Annotated in this window: 17 protein-coding genes; 4 read left to right on the top strand and 13 right to left on the bottom strand. The window is 35.0% G+C overall.

What is annotated here, in order from left to right; all coding sequences use genetic code 11:
• Positions 1 to 15: 15 nt before the first annotated feature.
• On the bottom strand, positions 16 to 1314 hold the full coding sequence (tviB, locus tag GVV58_RS11065) for a Vi polysaccharide biosynthesis UDP-N-acetylglucosamine C-6 dehydrogenase TviB (protein ID WP_159516559.1): 1299 nt from the start codon (positions 1312 to 1314) through the stop codon (positions 16 to 18).
• Between the two features lie 299 nt (positions 1315 to 1613).
• On the opposite strand from tviB, the gene GVV58_RS11060 reads away from it, so the two are divergent.
• The 4 genes from GVV58_RS11060 (at position 1614) to GVV58_RS11045 (ending at position 6964) form a co-directional block, all read left to right on the top strand.
• The gene (locus GVV58_RS11060) at positions 1614 to 2717 is read left to right on the top strand and encodes a polysaccharide biosynthesis/export family protein (RefSeq protein ID WP_159516558.1); all 1104 of its coding nucleotides are present in this window, start codon (positions 1614 to 1616) and stop codon (positions 2715 to 2717) included.
• Entirely contained in the window at positions 2717 to 3145 is a 429-nt protein-coding gene (locus GVV58_RS11055; RefSeq protein ID WP_159516557.1) for a low molecular weight protein-tyrosine-phosphatase, read from the top strand. Before GVV58_RS11060 ends, GVV58_RS11055 begins: the two co-directional genes overlap by 1 nt.
• A 35-nt stretch (positions 3146 to 3180) precedes the next feature.
• Entirely contained in the window at positions 3181 to 5364 is a 2184-nt protein-coding gene (locus GVV58_RS11050; protein ID WP_159516556.1) for a polysaccharide biosynthesis tyrosine autokinase, read from the top strand.
• Between the two features lie 145 nt (positions 5365 to 5509).
• Positions 5510 to 6964, top strand: coding sequence for a capsule assembly Wzi family protein (locus tag GVV58_RS11045; protein WP_159516555.1), 1455 nt, complete (start codon positions 5510 to 5512; stop codon positions 6962 to 6964).
• Between the two features lie 535 nt (positions 6965 to 7499).
• On the opposite strand, the gene GVV58_RS11040 is transcribed toward GVV58_RS11045, so the two are convergent.
• From GVV58_RS11040 to rfbB, 12 genes are all read right to left on the bottom strand, one after another.
• Positions 7500 to 8150 carry a sugar transferase gene (locus GVV58_RS11040; protein WP_159516588.1) on the bottom strand — a complete coding sequence of 217 codons (651 nt, stop codon included), beginning with the start codon at positions 8148 to 8150 and terminating at the stop codon, positions 7500 to 7502.
• Positions 8151 to 9075: 925 nt separating this feature from the next.
• Positions 9076 to 10029: a GNAT family N-acetyltransferase gene (locus GVV58_RS11035; protein WP_159516554.1), complete on the bottom strand. Its 954-nt coding sequence runs from the start codon at positions 10027 to 10029 to the stop codon at positions 9076 to 9078.
• 81 nt (positions 10030 to 10110) lie between these two features.
• Positions 10111 to 11265, bottom strand: a complete 1155-nt coding sequence (locus GVV58_RS11030; protein ID WP_159516553.1) for a glycosyltransferase family 4 protein — start codon at positions 11263 to 11265, stop codon at positions 10111 to 10113.
• The gene (locus tag GVV58_RS11025) at positions 11265 to 12131 is read right to left on the bottom strand and encodes a glycosyltransferase family 2 protein (protein ID WP_159516552.1); all 867 of its coding nucleotides are present in this window, start codon (positions 12129 to 12131) and stop codon (positions 11265 to 11267) included. The genes GVV58_RS11030 and GVV58_RS11025 overlap by 1 nt, the downstream gene beginning before the upstream one ends.
• A 2-nt stretch (positions 12132 to 12133) precedes the next feature.
• The gene (locus GVV58_RS11020) at positions 12134 to 13276 is read right to left on the bottom strand and encodes an O-antigen ligase family protein (RefSeq protein WP_159516551.1); all 1143 of its coding nucleotides are present in this window, start codon (positions 13274 to 13276) and stop codon (positions 12134 to 12136) included.
• 141 nt (positions 13277 to 13417) lie between these two features.
• Positions 13418 to 14305, bottom strand: a complete 888-nt coding sequence (locus GVV58_RS11015) for a glycosyltransferase (protein ID WP_159516550.1) — start codon at positions 14303 to 14305, stop codon at positions 13418 to 13420.
• Entirely contained in the window at positions 14302 to 15561 is a 1260-nt protein-coding gene (locus GVV58_RS11010) for an O-antigen translocase (protein ID WP_159516549.1), read from the bottom strand. Before GVV58_RS11010 ends, GVV58_RS11015 begins: the two co-directional genes overlap by 4 nt.
• On the bottom strand, positions 15562 to 16677 hold the full coding sequence (locus GVV58_RS11005; protein WP_100355444.1) for a DegT/DnrJ/EryC1/StrS family aminotransferase: 1116 nt from the start codon (positions 16675 to 16677) through the stop codon (positions 15562 to 15564).
• Between the two features lie 98 nt (positions 16678 to 16775).
• A complete protein-coding gene (locus tag GVV58_RS11000; protein WP_100355479.1) occupies positions 16776 to 17867 on the bottom strand; it encodes an acyltransferase in 1092 nt (363 codons plus the stop codon).
• A 114-nt stretch (positions 17868 to 17981) separates the two neighbouring features.
• Positions 17982 to 18398: an FdtA/QdtA family cupin domain-containing protein gene (locus GVV58_RS10995; protein WP_252721267.1), complete on the bottom strand. Its 417-nt coding sequence runs from the start codon at positions 18396 to 18398 to the stop codon at positions 17982 to 17984.
• 2 nt (positions 18399 to 18400) lie between these two features.
• Positions 18401 to 19276 (bottom strand): glucose-1-phosphate thymidylyltransferase RfbA, encoded by an 876-nt coding sequence (gene rfbA / locus GVV58_RS10990; protein ID WP_100355445.1) that lies wholly within the window; start codon positions 19274 to 19276, stop codon positions 18401 to 18403.
• The gene (gene rfbB / locus GVV58_RS10985; RefSeq protein ID WP_100329659.1) at positions 19276 to 20340 is read right to left on the bottom strand and encodes a dTDP-glucose 4,6-dehydratase; all 1065 of its coding nucleotides are present in this window, start codon (positions 20338 to 20340) and stop codon (positions 19276 to 19278) included. The genes rfbA and rfbB overlap by 1 nt, the downstream gene beginning before the upstream one ends.
• Positions 20341 to 20498 lie beyond the last annotated feature (158 nt).

Raw genomic sequence — 20498 nt, 5'->3', positions numbered from 1 at the left:
ATATATCAATGAATCTTAGAGACGAAATACTGTAAAACCTTGAGCAGCCATATCATCTCGGCTAAACAGGCTTTTCACATCGGCTAATACTGGTTGTTCACTTTTTGTATAGGCACGTAGTTGTTCAGGACTTAAATTACGGAATTCATTATGTCCTACTGCCACGACCAAACTGTCTACCGGATGCTCAGCATCTACTTGAACCAGTTCAATTCCATACTCATGTTTAACTTCTTCAGCATCTGCCCAAGGATCGCATACTGCTACTTTTATGCCCCACTGATCAAACTCTTTAATCAGATCTATGATTTTACTGTTGCGAATGTCTGGACAGTTTTCCTTAAAGGTAATTCCTAGAACACCAACAGTAGCTTTCGTCACATCAATATTATTTTTGACCATTTTTTTAATCGTCGTACGAGCAACATAACGTGCCATATTGTCATTAATACGACGACCGGCCAAAATCACCTGAGGATGATAACCCACTTCTTCAGCTTTATGGGTGAGGTAGTATGGATCGACACCAATGCAATGGCCACCGACCAAACCTGGACGGAATGGCAAAAAGTTCCATTTGCTTCCTGCAGCTTCTAATACGTCCAAAGTATCAATTCCAAGACGTTCAAAAATAACTGATAACTCATTTACTAAAGCAATATTTAAATCGCGTTGCGTATTTTCAATCACTTTTGCTGCTTCAGCGACTTTAATACTGGTTGCTTTATGAGTTCCAGCAGTAATAATACTGTTATAAACAGCATCTACTAGGTCAGCCACTTCAGGAGTAGAACCTGAGGTGATTTTTTTAATTTTAGTTAAGGTATTTACTTTATCACCTGGATTAATCCGCTCTGGACTATAACCGGCAAAAAAGTCTTGATTAAACTTCAGCCCCGATACTTTTTCTAGCACAGGAATACAGATCTCTTCTGTTGCACCGGGATATACCGTTGATTCATAAACAACGATATCGCCAACTTTAAGTACCTTAGCAATCGTTTCACTGGCTTTTTGCAGCGGAGTAAGATCAGGACGATTCACCTGATCAATAGGTGTTGGTACAGTAACAATAAAAAAGTTACAGCTTTTTAAATCTTCTAAATTTGCTGAATAGCTAAGCTGATTTGCCTGTTTGAGTTCTTCTGGAGAAACTTCTAAGGTATGGTCTTGGCCACTTTTAAGTTCATCAATTCTTTTCTGATAGATATCAAAACCAATTACAGGTACTTTTTTCCCAAATTCAACCGCAAGTGGTAAGCCTACATAACCTAACCCAATCACCGCAATTTTTAAATCTGCAATAGATAGCATTTCAACGCCTTATTTATGTACTGTACTTATGAAGATTAAATCTTTCGGCAGGCATACTAGCAGAAAACCATGAAATTTCTATTATGATTTGTGCTCAAATCCTATTAAAAAATAGCATAGTGTATATTTTTTGTAAGAATTACTTATTTTATTTATAACTATTAAAATCATTTACATTTTTAATACCATTCAGCTTTATCATAAACCAGAAGATAGTTACAAATTGCTATGTATATGTTCAATAACTTGGGTAGAATAGCTTCAATTTTAAAATTTAAAAATAATCTTTGGGAAAACATGTGCGACACTTTCAACTAGCTGCTTTATTGGCATGTGGCATTGCTACTACAGGGTGTGCAGTCACCTCTGGTTTACAAACATATGACTTACCTAGCGAAGGCGTTTTTCAAACCGACCTCGGTACGACAGTCAATGTCATAAAACTCACTCAAGATTCTATGATGGCTGTTCAGCCTGCTGTACAGAATATTCAGCAACAATATGCCCATCTGTTTAACACACAGCATCGTAACTACAATCTGAGTCCAGGTGATATTTTATCGATTTATTTATGGGCTTATCCTGAACTCACCTCTCCTAGCAATAGTATTAGTAATGATCAAGCTGCTCAAGCCAGTGGTTTCCAAATCGATTCAGAAGGTTATATTCAGTTTCCCATTATTGGCCGTTATAAGGCCGCTGGGAAATCACTGACACAAGTCAATCGTGAATTACGCAGCCAATTATCACGTTACCTGAAAAACCCAGATGTGATTGCGCGAGTATTGTCTTATCAAGGCCAGCGTTACTCAGTACAAGGTAACGTAATGCAGGGCGGTCAATTTTACTTAAGTGATCAACCTGTGAGTGTTTATACTGCTTTAGGCATGGCAGGTGGTGTGAATGCACAACAAGGTGATAATGCCTCTATTACATTAGTACGCCAGGGACGTTCATATAGTTTAAATACCGTAGAACTGGAAAAAGCAGGGCTTTCACTGCATCACTTGTTGATCCAGCCAAATGACACGTTATATGTCAACAACCGTGAAAATCAAAAAATTTATGTGATGGGTGAGTCGGGTAAAAACCAATCTTTAGCATTGCGTGATCAAGGCATGAGCTTAAGTGATGTTTTAGGTGAAAGTCTCGGTCTTAATCCACTTTCTGCCAGTCGCAGTAAGGTTTATGTGGTGCGTAGTCAGCCCACGACTACTCACACTGAAGTCTACCAGATGGACTTGACCAGTATTGCTGATTTTGGTCTGGCCAATCAGTTTAAGATGCGCAGCAATGATATTGTGTATGTTGATGCCTCTGGCTTGGCGCGCTGGCAGCGTGTCGTCAACCAGATTATCCCATTCTCAAATGCTTTGTATAATTTAGACCGTTTGGGGAATTAATGAAAATCAATCATATTTTAGTGGTTTGTATTGGCAATATTTGTCGTAGCCCCATGGCAGAATACTTTTTAAAACAGCAATATCCGCATTTACAGATTGAGTCTGCGGGTATTGCGGGTGTGGTTGGACATGCAGCTGATGAAAAAGCCAGTCTATGCATGCAACGCTTTGAGATTGATATGAGTGCGCATATTGCAAAAAAACTCAATGCTGAGCTGATTAAAAAAGCTGACCTAGTTCTTGTGATGAGTCAGAATCAGCAAAAACATATAGAACAGACCTGGCCATTTGCTAAAGGTAAAACCTTTAGACTGGGGCATTGGCAAAGTAAAAATATTGCCGATCCTTATAAGCATGATCAAACATTTTTTGATGACACCTGTCAATTAATTCAAGACTGTATTGCTGACTGGAAAAAATATATTTAATTTTTTTAATATTTTCACTTTTTGATATTTAAATTATGAGCCAAACCGCCAACACCGAAGACACCATTGACTTAAAGGAATTGTTTTTTTCCTTGATTGCACAATGGAAACTGATTGCCCTATGCGTTACTTTAAGTTTGATCTGTGCCTTACTGTATTTAAGAACCACGCCAGATACCTATTCAGTAGATGCTATGGTACAAGTCGAAGACAGTAAAGGGACTTCGGCTGCATTATTGGGTGATTTATCCGGTATGATCGAACAAAAATCCCCTGCTCAAGCCGAAATTGAAATTTTAAAATCGCGTTTGGTGCTCGGTGAGGTCATTAACCATTTAAATTTAAATATTCGTGTATCTGGGACAGAAGACAGTTTCTGGAATCGGTTAATGGCTAAACATGAATACGACACCACGTATTCAGAAAAATCAGTATTGTTTCAAGACAATCGAAATAGTTTCGATATTCGCCAGTTTGATATCCCGCAATATTTCCAGGATAAAAACTTAATTTTAAGTTTTAAAGAAGGCAAATATAGCCTGACTGATGAGAAAACTGAACAAGTGGTTTTTTCTGCACCTCTAAACCAGATCAGTCAATCCTCATCTGAATACGGTCTTTGGAAAGTAGGTGTCTTTAGTCAAGACAGTTTCGATGCCACGTATAATATCCGAAAGCAAAGCTTGCCTGCTGCCATGCAGTCTTTGACCAGTAACTACTCAGTGGCTGAAAAAGGCAAGATGACCGGTGTATTAGGTCTTAACTATCAAGGCGAAGATAAACAGCACATTACTCAAGTCCTGAATGCCATTCTAGCTGCTTATAGCCAACAGAATATTGAACGTCGATCTGCAGAAACTGCGCAGACACTTAAATTCCTTGAAAATCAATTACCGGAATTAAAACAACAACTTGATGTTGCAGAGCGTGAATTCAACCGCTTCCGCCAACAAGCAAATACAGTGGATGTTACCAAAGAATCGGAATTATATTTAACCCAAAGCATTACTTTAGAGACACAAAAAATCCAGCTAGAGCAGCAGGTTGCAGAAGCTTCATCCAAATATATGGATGAACATCCGATGATGCAGCAAATGAATGCACAACTCGCTGCAATCAATAAAAAAATTGCAGAGCTAGACGGAACATTAAAACGTTTACCTGAACTACAGCGCCAGTATTTACAATTGTTCCGTGAAGTTGAAGTCAAACAGCAGCTATATACAGGCTTACTCAATTCATACCAGCAACTTCGTATTGCCAAAGCGGGTGAAATTGGCAATGTTCGTATCGTCGATACAGCAGTTGAGCCGATTAAACCGATTGCACCCAAAAAATTACAAATTCTGATTTTATCGATTTTTCTGGGAGGATTCCTCGGTACATTATTAGCACTGTTACGTAATATGATGCGTTCAGGCATTAAAGATGCCGCTCAGATTGAAAATGAGCTGGATCTACCAGTATATGCCACCGTGCCACGTTCTTTAACTCAAGCGAGTCGTAATAATCTGCTAAATAAGAGAAAAAATATTCCTATTCTTGCAGTGAAAGACAGCGGTGATATTGCAATTGAAAGCCTGCGTAGTATGCGCACCGCAATTCACTTTGCCTTAATGAATGCCAGCAATAATGTGATTGTATTGTCAGGCCCTGCCCCTGAGATTGGGAAATCTTTTATTACTGTTAACCTTGCAACCATTTTGGCGCAAGGTGGAAAACGGGTACTCGTCATTGACGGTGATATGCGTCGTGGTTATTTGCATAAATATTTCAATGCAGAAGTACAACCGGGTTTAGCAGAACTATTAAATCTTCAAAATAGCTATGAAGATGTTGTCCAAAACTCGACTGTAGAAAACCTGTTCTTTGTCACTCGCGGCAAGAGTCCAGTCAATCCATCTGAACTGTTAAGTACCGATAAATTCAAGGCTTTCCTGGATCAGGCATCTGCTCATTTTGATCACATCTTAATTGATACTCCACCAGTACTTGCTGTTACTGATGGTATTATTATTGCGCAATATGCAGGGGTCAATTTATTAATTGCCCGTCATGGAAAAACGCAAATTAAAGAACTTGAAATTACGGTGAATCGTTTTGAACAGGCCAATGTAAAAGTTAATGGCGTCATTCTGAATGACGTACAAAAAGGTGCAGCGGGTAGTTATGGTTATAATTATGCCTATGCCTATACTGCACATAAAGATAATGACTAATCTATTCTAAACTCAAATTTCACACTCTGTCTGAGCAGGGTGTGAAATTATCCTTCCTTACATTTATTGCAAATGATTGTTGTTGAAAAAATCAACTAAAAAACCTATCGTGGTTATAGTTTAAAAGTCCTGAGAATATACAAGAATGTTATCCAAAACACTGCTCGCTACCTTGGCATTAAGTTCTTCCCTCGCCTTTGCACAAGGCATCGTTTTAAATGACCAGAACTTACGTACCGATTTAAACTGGCTCAATCAGCAGGGTGTGATTCAAATGAGTACGTCGACTTGGCCCATCAGTGGTGATGAAATTCAACGTGCCCTTGCCCAAGCTAAAATCAACAATAATACTCAGCAAAAAGTCATTGATACTGTATTGGCACATTTGAATGCCAATAACCAGTCGCTCAAAGCATCATTATTTGCAGAAACTGATCAAAAGAATATTCCTCAAGCCTTTGGCGATCAGCAAAAAGCGCAATATCAGGCAGGTATCGAGCTAAATGCGGGTAACGAGAACTGGGATGCCAGAATTCGTGTGAATGCAGAAAAAGATCTACAGATTGACAATGATCAAGATCTTAATCTTGAAGGCTCATATATCGCTGGAAAATTATGGAATCAATGGCTGATTGCTGGACAGATCCCGACCTACTGGGGTTCTGCACATGATGGCAGTTTAATTCGTGGTGATGCCAGCCGCCCTGTCTATGGCGTGACGATGCAGCGTGCCGAACAGAATGCTTTTGTAAACAAATGGTTGGCCTGGATTGGGCCTTGGCAATATCAAGCTTTTGCAGGGCAGTTGCAGGATTATGATGCTGTGCCTGATGCCAAACTGATTGGTTTACGTGTCACTGCACAACCCTTGCCTTATTTAGAACTGGGTGCATCGCGTGCTATGCAATGGGGTGGTGAAGGTCGACCTGAAAGCCTGAGCTCACTTTGGGATGCTTTTGTTGGCAATAAAGACAATGGTGGTACAGGTGAACCTGATCCATCAAATCAAATTGCCGGTTTTGATGCACGCTTAAATCTACATCCCCTCGTGCAAGTCCCGATGGGTATCTATGCGCAATATGTCGGTGAAGATGAAGCAGGCGGCTTGCCGGCCAAAAAAATGTATTTGGCTGGAATCGATTATTCATCAAGTTATAACAATATGCCTTTCCAACTGTATACCGAATGGGCAGATACCCGTACCAATGGTAAAGCACAAGGCATTTCCTATAATCACACCAACTACACCGATGGTTTTTACCAGCATGGTTATCCCTTGGCGCATGCCATAGGTGGTGATGGTCAAATGCTGTCTGTAGGTGGCGATATTCGTTTGGATCATCTCAATCGTGTTAATACACGCATCCTATTTGCGAAATTTGATCAAGCAGCTAATCGACGTGATAGAGGCATTACTAATTTAGCTTTTCCAGCGCAGGATGAATTAAAAGCGCTAGATCTAACCTGGACACATTATCTACGCCCAGATATTCCACTTAAACTGAATGGGTGGGTGGGTGACTCTGATGTACACGGTAACGATGGCGGTGTATCAATTGGTATCGAATTCCCCTTAGAAAAGGGCTTATTTTCCTATTAAGACCTATTCAACACTCAAGTTCGGGTGATAGCGACAACTTTTCCATACCTTCCAAAATACTGATGAAACTGAAAATAAAAAAACCAGCACTTGCTGGTTTTTTTATTAAGTATCCGGTAATGCATCGAGCTACCCTACACCGACTGAACCAGTCTTTAAAAAAGTAATCGACCCCAGCCCGCTGATAAATCAGCTACTGATGAGAGAGGGATCAATAATCACCATACTTATCAACTCATATATGGCTCAGTAGCTTAGGACTGACTATACCTTTTATTAATCACTTGCGTCAGCATCAATTTTCTAACCTGAATGTCACATTGGTCTCAACCCACTTGTCATACACTTAGTATTTTTTGTAGAACTGTCAATCTAACATTCAGTTTTTCACTAGTACCTCATTCGATACCTGTAGCTGGAAGGCATAGGTGCATTATACTAATACTCGCTTATGCTCAAAATTGATAGTTTAGATATAATCTTGCAGTACTCCGCATTTGGCTTTCGTGAAAGTCTTATTTACCCATGCTTGGTGTTATTTCACCTCTTTTTTAAATAAGCTAGTGTCATGAATACTTTTTTTTGAAAACCGCGCAGCACCGACTTCTTGATCAGGAGCATTAATTCCCTCTTGGCTTAGCATTACCTTAGCAGTTTTAAACATAATTTTAAAATCAAACCAAATATTATACTGTTCAACATATTGCACATCTAATTCAAATTTTTCTTCCCAAGATAAATTGTTGCGTCCACTCACCTGAGCAAGCCCTGTCATACCCGGTTTTACCTCATGGCGTCGCATTTGTTCATCTGTATAATGTTCTAGAAACTCTTTCATTTGAGGGCGAGGCCCAACAATACTCATATCCCCTTTTAAAACATTAATCAGTTGAGGCATTTCGTCTAAGCTGGTTGAACGTATTTTCTGCCCAAATGATGTGATACGAAATTTATCAGGCAAAAGATTGCCATCTTTATCTACTGCATTTCTCATAGATCGGAACTTAATCATTTTAAATAATTTACCATTTTTACCTGGGCGTTCTTGGTAAAAGAAAATGGGAGAGCCTAAATTTTTCCGCACTTTATAGCTCATAATGATAAAAACTGGAAACAATACTAATAAAGCTATTAGTGCAATAACTATATCTACTATTCTTTTAGATAATTTTTCTTTAGTAAAAATATTAGAAAAAGAATAAAAATGAACATGAGGAAATAAAGATTTTTTTAAACTAAAATTCTTTTTATCCATATAATGCCAAGAGCTTTTCTTATCTTTTTCATTAACTCCATTCTTCTTTGAGGAAAATTGTATTATTCCATTCTTATGCCCCTGTATATTTTTAGAATATTTATTTGATAAACTATTATCTTTTTCAATAAATAAAGGCTTATGCCTTACAATATTGCTTCCTTCAACGTTTTTGATCTTATTTTTTTCTTTTTTTAGATCCATTAATAAACACCTCAATATGTCTATTTATCAATCATAACAATTATATTTTTTTAAAAGTAGAAATATGTTTATCAAAAAAATATCAACTAACAATTTATTATAGATTAATCTTTCTTTATTAAAAATAATCATACAACTAGGTTCTATGATATTTCACTTAATTGAGAAATTAAGACTTTAAGAAAATTTCAATTAAATAAACCACTTTAGAAATTATATCTTTTCATGAGCTTTTAATATATTTAATAAATAATTGTGAAAGTTACTATTTATTGAAAAAAAATCTATTTTTTAAATACAACACACCTCACACTAAAAAATATGTGACAAAATGTAAAATAGTTTTAAATAAGGTGAATTAATTCACCTTATTAATTAATTTTAAGCAAGTCTAAGCCAGATAAGTAAAAAGAAGGAATCTTATTCAATATGACATCTAAGATTTATATAAAAATCTTATTGATATTTCTACGAGATAAATCCAAAAAAATTGGACAGCTTTAAAAGTAAGCTATTTCATTTTTAGAATATTGATAGCCTTTATTATCAGTATAAAATACTAAAGAAAAAATAAAAAGAGGCAGAAAATTTACCTCTTATAAAGAGTTGATCTATGCTTCAAAGTAGAGGTATTTCTATATAAGTTCGGTCACTATATATCTATACTATAAAAATCATGCACAATCGCACGAGCACCAAAACTTTCTTTTTGATTAATCAGTCCTGTATTTAAAAACTTTCCTTCTTTTTCATTTGAGATACCGAAATCAAATATCTTAGTAGACTGCATATTTTTATTGATTAAAAAATCGATTAGAATATCTAAGGCTCTTTCTTCCCTTCCCTTATCATTACTGGCTAAATACTGTAAATGGACTACTTTCTCAGTTTCAAAAGTCACTGCTGCTGCAACAATCTGACTTTCAAAACAACATTTATAAGCCCTTATGTTATTAGGGAATCTACTTTTTAATAAATCTATTTCCGTTTCATTATGAACTGGCTTTTGATGATGATGTTGACCTAAGACTTCACGAATAACTTCCCAGACTATGCTTGGCTGTTCGACTTCTTCATAAGTTAATCCAGATTTTTTTGCTTTATTGATTGCCCATTTTTTAGATTTTGAATAGTAAATTTTTTCCTGTAAGTTAATAGAAGTACTAATATCCCGACGATAGAGCCTTGCTTCATTTAGAAATAAAGCATATAAATCCTCTTGAGCAGGATAATGATGATAAATATTAGGTATGCATTTATATATAATTTTTTTAATATAATTTTCTTTTAAAAAACCTTTTAACTGAGAAAAAAGACTTAACATATCAATAGCACGACAATCCCTATCAATCAAAAAACCACCAAATGTTAAACCTTGATGACTATAAAAAATATTATCTTTAATATTTCCAGGCAATAAAGCCACGATTTTATCTTTATCATTTTTAAACATTAAAGAAAAGTCTTCAAATCGATCAGAATGGTAGTCCATAAAATTCCGATTAAACATGAAATGATAATTTTTACAATTTAATAAAAACTCATTCCATACCTCTTTATCAGAATCTTCATATTTTTTTATTTGAAAACTTACAGCTTCTTTCACCGTAATCTCCTTTTATCATTATAAATTTTTATAAGGTATAAAATTTAAATAATATTTTTAAAAATCATTATTAAAAAAACCTTAAGACTTATCAATTCCTAGCATTTTGGATAATCTATAATTGATCAAATCTGCATTAAAATTTTTTTTAGCATATAAAAATCCTTGATATCCCATCTTATTTACTTGTTCAGGATGCTCTATAAAATAAATCATTTTTTCCACTAATGCAGCTATATCCCATTTTGGAATCAAAAAACCAGTCACCCCATCTACTACAGTCTCATTACAGCCTGGAACATCAGTGGTAATCACTGGGCGTCCTATAGCCATCGCTTCTTGTGTGCTGCGAGGAACCCCCTCTCTATAATAGGAGGGTAATACAAAAACCGCACTCTCACGTATTCGTTGATCTACATCTTTAACGAAGCCCGCATATTCTATAATTCCTGTTTCTATCAATTGATCTAATTCTGTCTGCTTTAAGCCGGTTGGGTTTTCGGGATCTAGTCCCCCTATAATTTTAAATTTTATGTCAGGATATTTTTTTTTAATTACTTTAGCAGCTTCTAAATATTCAAATATACCCTTTTCAGCAATTAACCTGGCAATAAAGATAAAAGATAATCTTTTTTGATCATCCCATTTCGTATAAACATAGTCATTTAAATTAAGACCAATAGGTCCCAAAACTTCAATTGCATTCTGTTTATGCGGAAGATTATAACGATGAACGAGATCTTTAGGATCATCGCGATTTAGAAAAATAATTTTATCTAAGTATGGAAATGCAAGCCGATATAAAGAGATTTGTACAAAGCGTATGAATTTAGCCTTCAAACTTTGACCATTTTTATGAATGGTAAAAGGAGAGCCTAAGCCTTCAATCATGCCATAGATATAAGGAACTTTATTCTTATAAGCAGCCAAAGTTGCATAAATAACGGGTTTTGTTGAATATGAAAATACAATATCAGGTTGAATTTCCTTTATTTTCTGAGTCAGCTGATAAGTTGAATATAGATCAGCTAATGGATTTAACCCTCCACGACTAAGTTGATAGGTTACAAGAGTAACTCCTAAATTTTCTATTTTATCCAACCAGTCATTGCTATATTCAGACACGAAAGCATAAACATGATAATTCTGGGCTAAACAGGACAAAATGAAATCTTTACGAAAGCCATAAAGATTAGATGCAGTGGTTCCAATTATAATAATTTTTTTATTTATCATTATTTTAATCGTCCTATAAGTTCTAATTGTGAAGCATAAGAAATTTTATCCTCGTCTGAAACAGTGGTCATCCTGCGCTTATGTAAAATATGCATTAAATTCAAAAAACTTAATATTTTTACAATCATTTTTTTTATTTCAAATTTCAATACAATCTTATTTTTGTCTATATCAGAAATAACATTATTATAATATTTTTTGATCACTTCAATTTGAGTATTATAACCACGAATCATTTTTTCTTTTTTTACATTTTCTACTTCTCTATAAAAATATAAGGGTTCTTGCATAACCACATAATTGAAATCATTTTTTATCGCTGCCGAGAGCCATAATTCATAATCTTCCGCTAGACAGTTATTAACTTGATAGGGATTTCTTTTACACCACACCTTTCGTGCAAGCAGTGAAGGATGTAATAAATTGGTCAGGCCTTGCAAAATTTCTTTGGGTTGCATTTGATGATTAGAATAAATTCTTTTCCCTAAAATTTCATTTTTATTTCCAATCGAATACAAGCTGGTTACCACTAAATCAATCTCTGGATTTTCAGTTAAGACTTTTATCTGTTTTTCCAGCCGGTCTACTGCCATTAAATCATCAGCATCCATACGTGCAATAATGTCATATTGTGCTTCATTAATAATTTGATTTAAGCGATAAGGTAATCTTCTATTGCATCCATCAGCAATGATACGAATCCGAGGATCGACAAATGATTGGGCTATCTCTAAAGACCGGTCTGTTGATCCATCATCTACCAATATCAATTCCCAATTTTGAAAAGTTTGAGCTAATACAGATTTAATCGCATCTTCCAAGTATTTTTCTGCATTAAAAAATGGAATTCCTATAGAAATATACATATTTATTCTTCCTTCTTATTATTTGAAAATAGTAAAAAAGCCGCCAATAAAAACCAGAAAATAAGTGTTCTTGCACTATAAGTGGTAAACCCATATAACATTGGCCCTAATAATATCATTTTATTTGAAAGTGAAAGTTTCTTGAATATTTGATATAAAAATATTAAAAATAAGAATATGCCTACAATTCCATAATAAAATAAGATCCCTAACCAGGTTGAATGAATTTCATTGCCTGTGGGGTTATATAACCAGTAAGCTCCTTGCCCAGCCCCAAAAATCAAATATTGAGGATAATCAAAGAAACTAAAAAGACCGCGTCCTTCTACTTGGCTATCTCTTTGATCTAATCCTTCTATAAATCGTAATACAACATTATCAAAAACCCCCATATTATATAAAAAGTAGCTTAAAACACCAAAAAAAACCAAGGTCCCAAAGAATACAAATATTCTTTTATTCAAATCTCCTTTTTGACTAAAAATAAATCCTAACGTTAACATTAAGAATCCAATTGAAGCAGATCTTGACATGGTCAATAAAATCAAAAATAAGGCCAAAGAATAAACGATTATTTTTTTAAAGTTGCTTCCAGAAATATATAAATAAATTGCACAGGTACTGAGTACCCAAAATGCCATTTGATTAGGATCATTAAAAAGACCATTGTATCGTGGGTCAAAATCATAACGACCTAAGTTACTTGCCCAGATAATAATTTCGATGACATAGGAGAAAGGAATAAGAAATAAGAGTTTTTCATGGAAAAAATTAATCTGAACCTGATTCAGGTTCATCATTAATAAAAAGAATAATAAATTGAAGACCCAGTAAATAGTTGACATCATATAACTGGAATCTAGGACGATTAAATACCAGGCAAAATTTACACAAATTGCATAGGCGACAAACAATAAAATTGTATTAGAGTATTCAATATTTATTGAAGAACTTTTGTTAAATAATAATAAAATAGCTCCCATAATAAAAATGTGACTAAACTGAGGAATCCCACTTGACCAAAAATAAAACTGAGATAAAAAAAATGAAAACAATACAAGATATATAACCACTTTATCTCTTATATTGCTATCACTTAAAAAAATAATGTTATTTTTTGAATTACTTTCATTTAAAATAATCATTATCCATTCCTTTTATATTATCTAATGCCTAAAAAAAAGCAAAAGAACTGATTAATATTTCATATTGTTTTTTTTGTTTAAAATTTTTAAAAACTATTAATATTTTTTTAAATTAACAATATTTATCAAACTTACTTTTTATTAAAACTCTTTTTTAATAAATAACCAGTAAAAAAATCTGAAAAAATCATATGTCAAAATTTCAGATGGATATTCTCTCAAAATTCCCAGCATTTTTTCTAATGATTTATTTTTGGATATTAATCCTAGTTCAAACGCATTTATCCATAACGCTCTTTTTTTTGCTTTATTAAAAAGTATATGATTTTGGTACTCATTTAAAATCATCATTCTTGAATCATGCATGAGAGAGGTTTGCTTATGCATATTATTATCATGTAGCCTGTATTTGGCAAACAGGACAGGAAGATAACATAACTCCCCTTCTTGTGCTAAAAGCAACCACATATACCAGTCTTCGATTTTTACCTTAGCATTATAACCACCGATTTTTTTCAAAGCTTTTGAGCGAATCAGTTGTGTAGTCGCAGGTAACTCATGCTCTAACAATAAAATTTGTTCAAAAGTATAGTTTTTTCTTTTTTTAATTCTATTTTTTACCTGATTAGAATCATGATCAATAACTGATATTCCTCCAAACACTGCAATACAATTTTTATTCTGGTTTAAAAATTCGGATTGTATTTTTATTTTATCTTCCAAGATTATATCATCAGAAGCGAGAGAAGAAAAATATTCTCCTTGCGCCCATTCTAGTGCTTCATTCAAAGTTGCACTCAAACCCTTATTGGGTCGATGCCTAAATTCAAACCGGGTAAATCGTTTTTCACATCGTGGAACCAGTTCTTGTATTTTTTCTACTGAAGAATCTGTAGATCCATCATCAATGACAATTAACTCAATATTCTGATAAGACTGGTTAATGACACTCTGGATACTATCACACACAAATTTTTCATGATTATAACTTGGTATAATGACAGAAACTAAAGCTTGGCCATTTATCATATTATCTCTCTTTGTTTTAATGATTTAAATATAAAAAAACTGATGACGACCCAATACATCCCATAATTTATGAAGTGGGCCATTGAAACACCTTCAAATCCAAAAAGCTGGGTACATACATAGGTCAAAGCAATAAGAGACAAGGTAAATATAATCTCTGTAGAGATGTACAGTTTGGTCATGGCTTTGCTTAGCATCAAATAAGCCAGTATCCAGCTTCCTATTTTTAATGCATCCCCCATCATTTGCCAAAAGAACAGGCTCTGCATGGGTGCGAAAGATGGACTGAATAAGACCTTGATAATCCAGTCACGCAACACAAAAATGACTACTCCGCCTGCCACAGCCAGTGGAAAAAGAAACTTATAGCCTAAATAAACTTCTTTCTTAATTTCATCAATCATCTTGAGTTCTGACAAGCGCGGTAAGTAATAGACTCCCAATGTTGTTGTAACCAGCATCAGGTATACGGTGCTTAGACGGATCATGGCTTCCCAGTAACCGGCATACGCCAGGCCAAATTCCTGACTTAAATAGGCTCGAATTAAGATTTGCGATAAAGGCACACAGATCGCACTGACCAATGCCATCCAGATAAAAGAAGTAAGTTTTTTAGTAATTTCTAAGTCTATTTTTCCAAACAGAGAGGAAAACTTAAACCAGTCCGCTCGATAACACAGAAATAACGTCACTATAAACGCAATAGATTGATAAATAGATAATGCAATTAAGGCACCATATAAATGTAATTTTATTGCTAAAATACTCGTAACAATAAGCGCAAATAAACTACCCGCAATATTGGCAAGTACCAGCTTTAATATTTCTTTTTTGCCATTGAGTATCGCTAAAAACAGGGTATTAAAATTAAAGAATAATAAAAATACTGCAAACCATACAAAAACTGTTTGATATTCAAGTGTATGAAATATATAAAGTGATAGCTGCCTTTGGAAAATTAAAATTAAAAATGCGAACATCAGACTAAATACAAAAACAATACTGCCTGCTGTTTTCCAGATTGCACGTTGTTTGCTTTCATCTTCATGATATTCAGCAGTATATTTAATGACTGCGGTATTAATTGCACTACCCGCAAAAGTAGTCACCATTTGAATAAAATTTTGGAATTGACCTAAAGCTGCATATCCAGTCGGCCCCAGATATACAGCCAGAATTTTATTCAGTACAAACAGGGTTATGGTCTTAATCAGGACCGCCACCCCATTCAGTACACTGGTCTTAAGTAAATTCATCTATATTTGAAAACCATTACATAACTGAACAACTTGCTTTGCTTCATCCATGGATAAAGTAGGCCCTATCGGCAAGCTCAAGACCTGCGCATGAATTTGTTCTGAAATTGGTAAGTTTAAGTTATTCCATGCTTTATAAGCTTGCTGCTTATGGGGCGGAATCGGATAATGAATCAATGTCTGTACCCCATGCTCTGCCAAATATTTTTGTAATTTCTCCCGATATCTGGTCCGGATCACAAATAAATGCCAAACATGCTGCATATCAGTTGCGGTATTTATACTTTTAAGTGGAAGCACAATAGCTGGATTCTGAATTTCTTTTAAATAGAGATCTGCAATCTGACGACGATGCTGGTTCTCCTGATCTAAAAATGGCAGTTTTACATTCAGGATAGCCGCCTGAATTTCATCAAGGCGACTATTTACTCCCATGACCAGATTTTTATATTTTTCATGTGAGCCATAATTACGTATAGCCTTAAGCATATGGGCCAATTCAGCATCATTGGTGGTAATTGCCCCGGCATCACCCAGCGCACCCAGGTTTTTTCCTGGATAAAAACTGAAGCCTGAGGCATCTCCCCAATTCCCTGCTTTTTTACCCTCGATTTCAGCGCCATGGGCTTGTGCCGAATCCTCTAAAACCAGTAAATTATGTTTCTTGGCAATCGCCATAATTTCTGGCATGGCAGCAAGCTGTCCATATAAATGGACAGGCAAAATTGCCTTTGTTTTGATGGTAATCGCGGCTTCAATTTTTTTAACATCAATATTGAACGTATGGATATCCGGTTCGACTAATACCGGTTTCAGATGATTCTGTGAAATTGCCAAAATACTTGCAATATAGGTATTTGAAGGTACGATCACTTCATCGCCTTCATTCAGTTTACCCAGTTCTTTCCATGCACGCAGGGTCAGAATTAGAGCATCCAATCCATTGGCGACCCCTATGGCATACTCTGTACCACAATAATTCGCAAAATTTCGTTCAAAATCCTCTAACTCTTTGCCACAGATATACCAACCAGAATCAATGACCTGTGTACAAGCTGCTATAAGTTTGTCACGGTATTGAGCATTTATTGCTTTTAGCTCAAGAAAAGGTATCATTCTTATCAATCCCGTATAAAAAATTTTTATTCATTTTTTTTAATTTCACATTTATCAAAACTAATCTCTTGATATGAATTAAAGTGAAAACCCCAATATTATTTATTCAGTTCATAATTCTTAGATTTAAAACTTGGCTCTAATAAAAATTTCTTCATCTTTCTATTTAGAGGCTTTTCAATATATTTATACATTATAAAGCTGGCTATTAAAGTCACAATAAATATAATCAATGAAAACAACATTAAATCCATATCAAATAAAAACATCTTTTTTATATAATTTAAAACTTGTATTTCCAAAACATGAAGCAAATAAAAACAAAAACTGATTTCTCCCGCCAAAACCATATATTTATTTGATAGAAACTTGGTAATAATACTTTTTTCATTAACAACATGAGACAATGCAAAAACAAGAATGATGGTGGCCATAGGTAACCAATAATAAATTGAGTATCTATAACTGATATCTATCTTGCTATGAAATACAAAGAATAAGACAAAAAGTAAAATCGCTCCTGATTCAAATACAAAAGTAGGTATCTTCACTTTAGAATAATTAACTTTTATTTTCTCATAAAGATCAAACAGGATAATACCAAGTAAAAAATCTGAAAAACGTACCCATGGTGAAATGTACAACCAATAGTGATTCTGGTTTTTATCAAGCTGCATATTCAAAACCAGAATACCTATAAGATAAAAAATAAATATATAGCTTCTTATTTTTTCAGAAATTAAAAATGCAAATGGAAAAAGTAAATAGAAGAACAATTCATCGGAAATGCTCCAGGATGGAGAGTTTAATGAAAAATGAATATTTTCTTCTAAAAAAAAGCTTTGTATTAGAAAAATGTGTTGAATTAAGTATTCCCATCCTTGTCCAGACTGGCTAAAGGTCAACAGAAGTACAATTGCCGTAGTTGCTATATGTACTGGATATACTCTTGCTAAACGAGAAATATAAAACTCTTTTTTTGAAATATTTCCTCTAAAAAATTTTTCTTTATAGTTATAGGATAAAATAAATCCGCTTAATATAAAGAAAAAACTGACGCCTAAAAATCCTTCGTCAAAAATACTGTTAAAAATATTTGCATAATGCGTGTCATTTTTTAAAAAGGCCAAATGACTAAGAAAAACAAATAGCGCAAAAAACATACGCAATGATGTAAGCGGCTTAATCATCTCATACATCTCCTTCATATTTATTATTATTTAAAATTCTATTTTCTGAAGTCTCTTGAGTAACAAAGCCATCATACTTGTGAATTATTTTTCTTAATTTTATGATCTAATTGTCTATGCAATAAAAGTTTTATCTGCTTCTTTTAAAAACTGGTTGTAATTACGGATATAGTCACTTTCATCATAATAATCGCTTGCCAATACCAACAATATGCAATCTTCAGAAAAATCATGCATTTCATGCCAAACCATGGGCGGAATTAATAATCCTTTATTGGGCTGACTTACGCACACTTCTTGTTTTTCTTTACTGTTATCCATTAATATTTTACAGCTGCCTTGAATACAAAACCCAATTTGTTGAAGCTCTTTATGTGCATGAAACCCGCGAGGAACATCAGGCTGAGCGCCAAAAATATAGTAGAGCCTCTGTATATGAAAGGGAATATTCCGATTGGCTTCAGCGACCACCAAACTGCCACGATGATCTCCCAGATTAGGTAAATCAATCCATTCAATAAGATTCATCATGATTACCCCACCAAAGAAATCAGATATTGACCATAGCCATTTTTACTCATCGTTTGACCAATGGCTAACACTTGTTCTTTGCTTAACCAGCTATTATTCATTGCAATTTCTTCTAGACAGGCAACTTTATAACCTTGACGCTTTTCAAGGGTTTCCACAAATTGAGCTGCCTCAAGTAGACTTCCCTGTGTACCTGTATCTAACCAGGCAAAGCCACGTCCCAGCAATTCAACATTTAAATCACCACGTTCCAGATATGCCTGGTTAATGGAGGTAATTTCCAGTTCACCTCGCTCAGAAGGTTGTACTTGTTTGGCAATCTGAATCACATCATTGTCATAAAAATACAGACCCGTTACAGCAAAGTTAGATTTAGGTTTTTCCGGTTTTTCTTCAATTGAAATAGCACGTTGCTGTTGATCAAATTCCACCACCCCAAAGCGTTCAGGATCTTTTACCTGATAGCCAAAAACAGTGGCTCCTTTTTGACGTTCAGCAGCCTGACGCAGCATGGGGGTAAAACCTTGCCCATAAAAGATATTATCGCCGAGCACTAAGCACACATTACTTTGCCCAATAAACTCTTCACCCAGAATAAAGGCTTGTGCCAAACCATCAGGTCGAGGCTGAATCGCATAACTCAGCTGCATGCCAAATTGTGAACCATCACCTAATAATCGCTTAAACCCATCAATATCTTCCGGGGTACTGATGACAAGAACCTCCTGAATACCGGCTAACATCAACACAGATAATGGGTAATAAACCATGGGTTTATCATAAATCGGAAGTAACTGTTTCGAGATTCCTTTAGTGATTGGATGCAAGCGTGTGCCCGAACCACCTGCTAAAATAATCCCCTTTGTTGATCTTGACATTAGACTGCCTCCCCTAAACGTTCACGCTGATAAGAACCATCCTGAACGCGACGGCACCATTGCAGATTATCCAGATACCACTGCACAGTTTTACGAATACCGGTCTCGAAGGACTCTTGTGGTTTCCAGCCAAGTTCACGCTCAATTTTTGAAGCATCAATGGCATAACGTAAATCATGACCAGGCCGATCACTGACGAAGCTAATCAGGCTTTCATATATTTGGCCATTGAGTCGTGGCTTAAGTTCATCCAAGATGGCACAAATGGTTTTAACCACATCAATATTCTGTTTTTCATTATGCCCCCCAATATTATAGGTTTCACCGACCCTGCCTTTGGTCGCAACCTGATATAAAGCACGGGCATGATCTTCTACAAAAAGCCAATCCCGAATCTGCTGACCATTGCCATAAACAGGTAAGGATTTTCCATCCAGCGCATTTAAGATGATCAAAGGAATCAGTTTTTCAGGAAAATGATAAGGCCCGTAATTATTTGAACAGTTCGTAACCACGACCGGCAAACCATAGGTTCGATGCCAAGCACGCACTAAATGATCCGAGCTGGCTTTACTTGCCGAGTAAGGTGAACTTGGCAAATAAGCTGTGGCTTCAGTAAATAAGTCGGTTGTCCCCTCTAAATCCCCATAGACTTCATCTGTTGAAATATGATGAAATTTAAATTTAGACTTTTTGATTTCACCCGAATTTTGCCAATATTTTCGTGCGACCTCCAAGAGTGTATATGTACCCACAATATTGGTGCTGATAAATTCAGCTGGACCATCGATCGATCGATCCACATGAGACTCTGCTGCCAAATGCATGACGATATCTGGCTGAAATTCTGAAAATAATCGTGTTAAAGATACATGATCACAAATATCAGTTTGAGCAAATTGATAACGGGGATGAGCTGATATAGAAATTAATGACTCCAAGTTACCTGCATAAGTTAACTTATCAACATTTAAAACATGATGTTCAGTCGCTTTGATGATATGCCGGACGGTAGCAGATCCAATAAAACCAGCTCCACCAGTCACTAATATTTTTTTCACCATTCCCAGTATTCCTTTTATTTTTATTTTACTTTTCAAATATTTTTTTAATTCATTGATGCCTTCTGGCATAGATATTCTTATTTGATTATTTATAACATATATTAATTTTATTCAACACACCACCTATAAAAATCTTATTCTCAAATATAGTTACATTT

The organism is Acinetobacter sp. 18QD2AZ41W, assembly GCF_009829025.1.
GTDB lineage: Bacteria > Pseudomonadota > Gammaproteobacteria > Pseudomonadales > Moraxellaceae > Acinetobacter > Acinetobacter pseudolwoffii.
This window is presented reverse-complemented; position numbering and strand designations above follow the sequence as displayed.

Excerpts from the sequence above, each read along its gene's own strand:
- tviB (WP_159516559.1), bottom strand. The coding sequence starts at position 1,314 with ATGCTATCTATTGCAGATTTAAAAATTGCGGTGATTGGGTTAGGTTAT.
- GVV58_RS11055 (WP_159516557.1), top strand. The coding sequence starts at position 2,717 with ATGAAAATCAATCATATTTTAGTGGTTTGTATTGGCAATATTTGTCGT.
- GVV58_RS11050 (WP_159516556.1), top strand. The coding sequence starts at position 3,181 with ATGAGCCAAACCGCCAACACCGAAGACACCATTGACTTAAAGGAATTG.
- GVV58_RS11045 (WP_159516555.1), top strand. The coding sequence starts at position 5,510 with ATGTTATCCAAAACACTGCTCGCTACCTTGGCATTAAGTTCTTCCCTC.
- GVV58_RS11030 (WP_159516553.1), bottom strand. The coding sequence starts at position 11,265 with ATGATAAATAAAAAAATTATTATAATTGGAACCACTGCATCTAATCTT.
- GVV58_RS11025 (WP_159516552.1), bottom strand. The coding sequence starts at position 12,131 with ATGTATATTTCTATAGGAATTCCATTTTTTAATGCAGAAAAATACTTG.
- GVV58_RS11020 (WP_159516551.1), bottom strand. The coding sequence starts at position 13,276 with ATGATTATTTTAAATGAAAGTAATTCAAAAAATAACATTATTTTTTTA.
- GVV58_RS11015 (WP_159516550.1), bottom strand. The coding sequence starts at position 14,305 with ATGATAAATGGCCAAGCTTTAGTTTCTGTCATTATACCAAGTTATAAT.
- GVV58_RS11010 (WP_159516549.1), bottom strand. The coding sequence starts at position 15,561 with ATGAATTTACTTAAGACCAGTGTACTGAATGGGGTGGCGGTCCTGATT.
- GVV58_RS11005 (WP_100355444.1), bottom strand. The coding sequence starts at position 16,677 with ATGATACCTTTTCTTGAGCTAAAAGCAATAAATGCTCAATACCGTGAC.
- GVV58_RS11000 (WP_100355479.1), bottom strand. The coding sequence starts at position 17,867 with ATGATTAAGCCGCTTACATCATTGCGTATGTTTTTTGCGCTATTTGTT.
- GVV58_RS10995 (WP_252721267.1), bottom strand. The coding sequence starts at position 18,398 with ATGATGAATCTTATTGAATGGATTGATTTACCTAATCTGGGAGATCAT.
- rfbA (WP_100355445.1), bottom strand. The coding sequence starts at position 19,276 with ATGTCAAGATCAACAAAGGGGATTATTTTAGCAGGTGGTTCGGGCACA.
- rfbB (WP_100329659.1), bottom strand. The coding sequence starts at position 20,340 with ATGGTGAAAAAAATATTAGTGACTGGTGGAGCTGGTTTTATTGGATCT.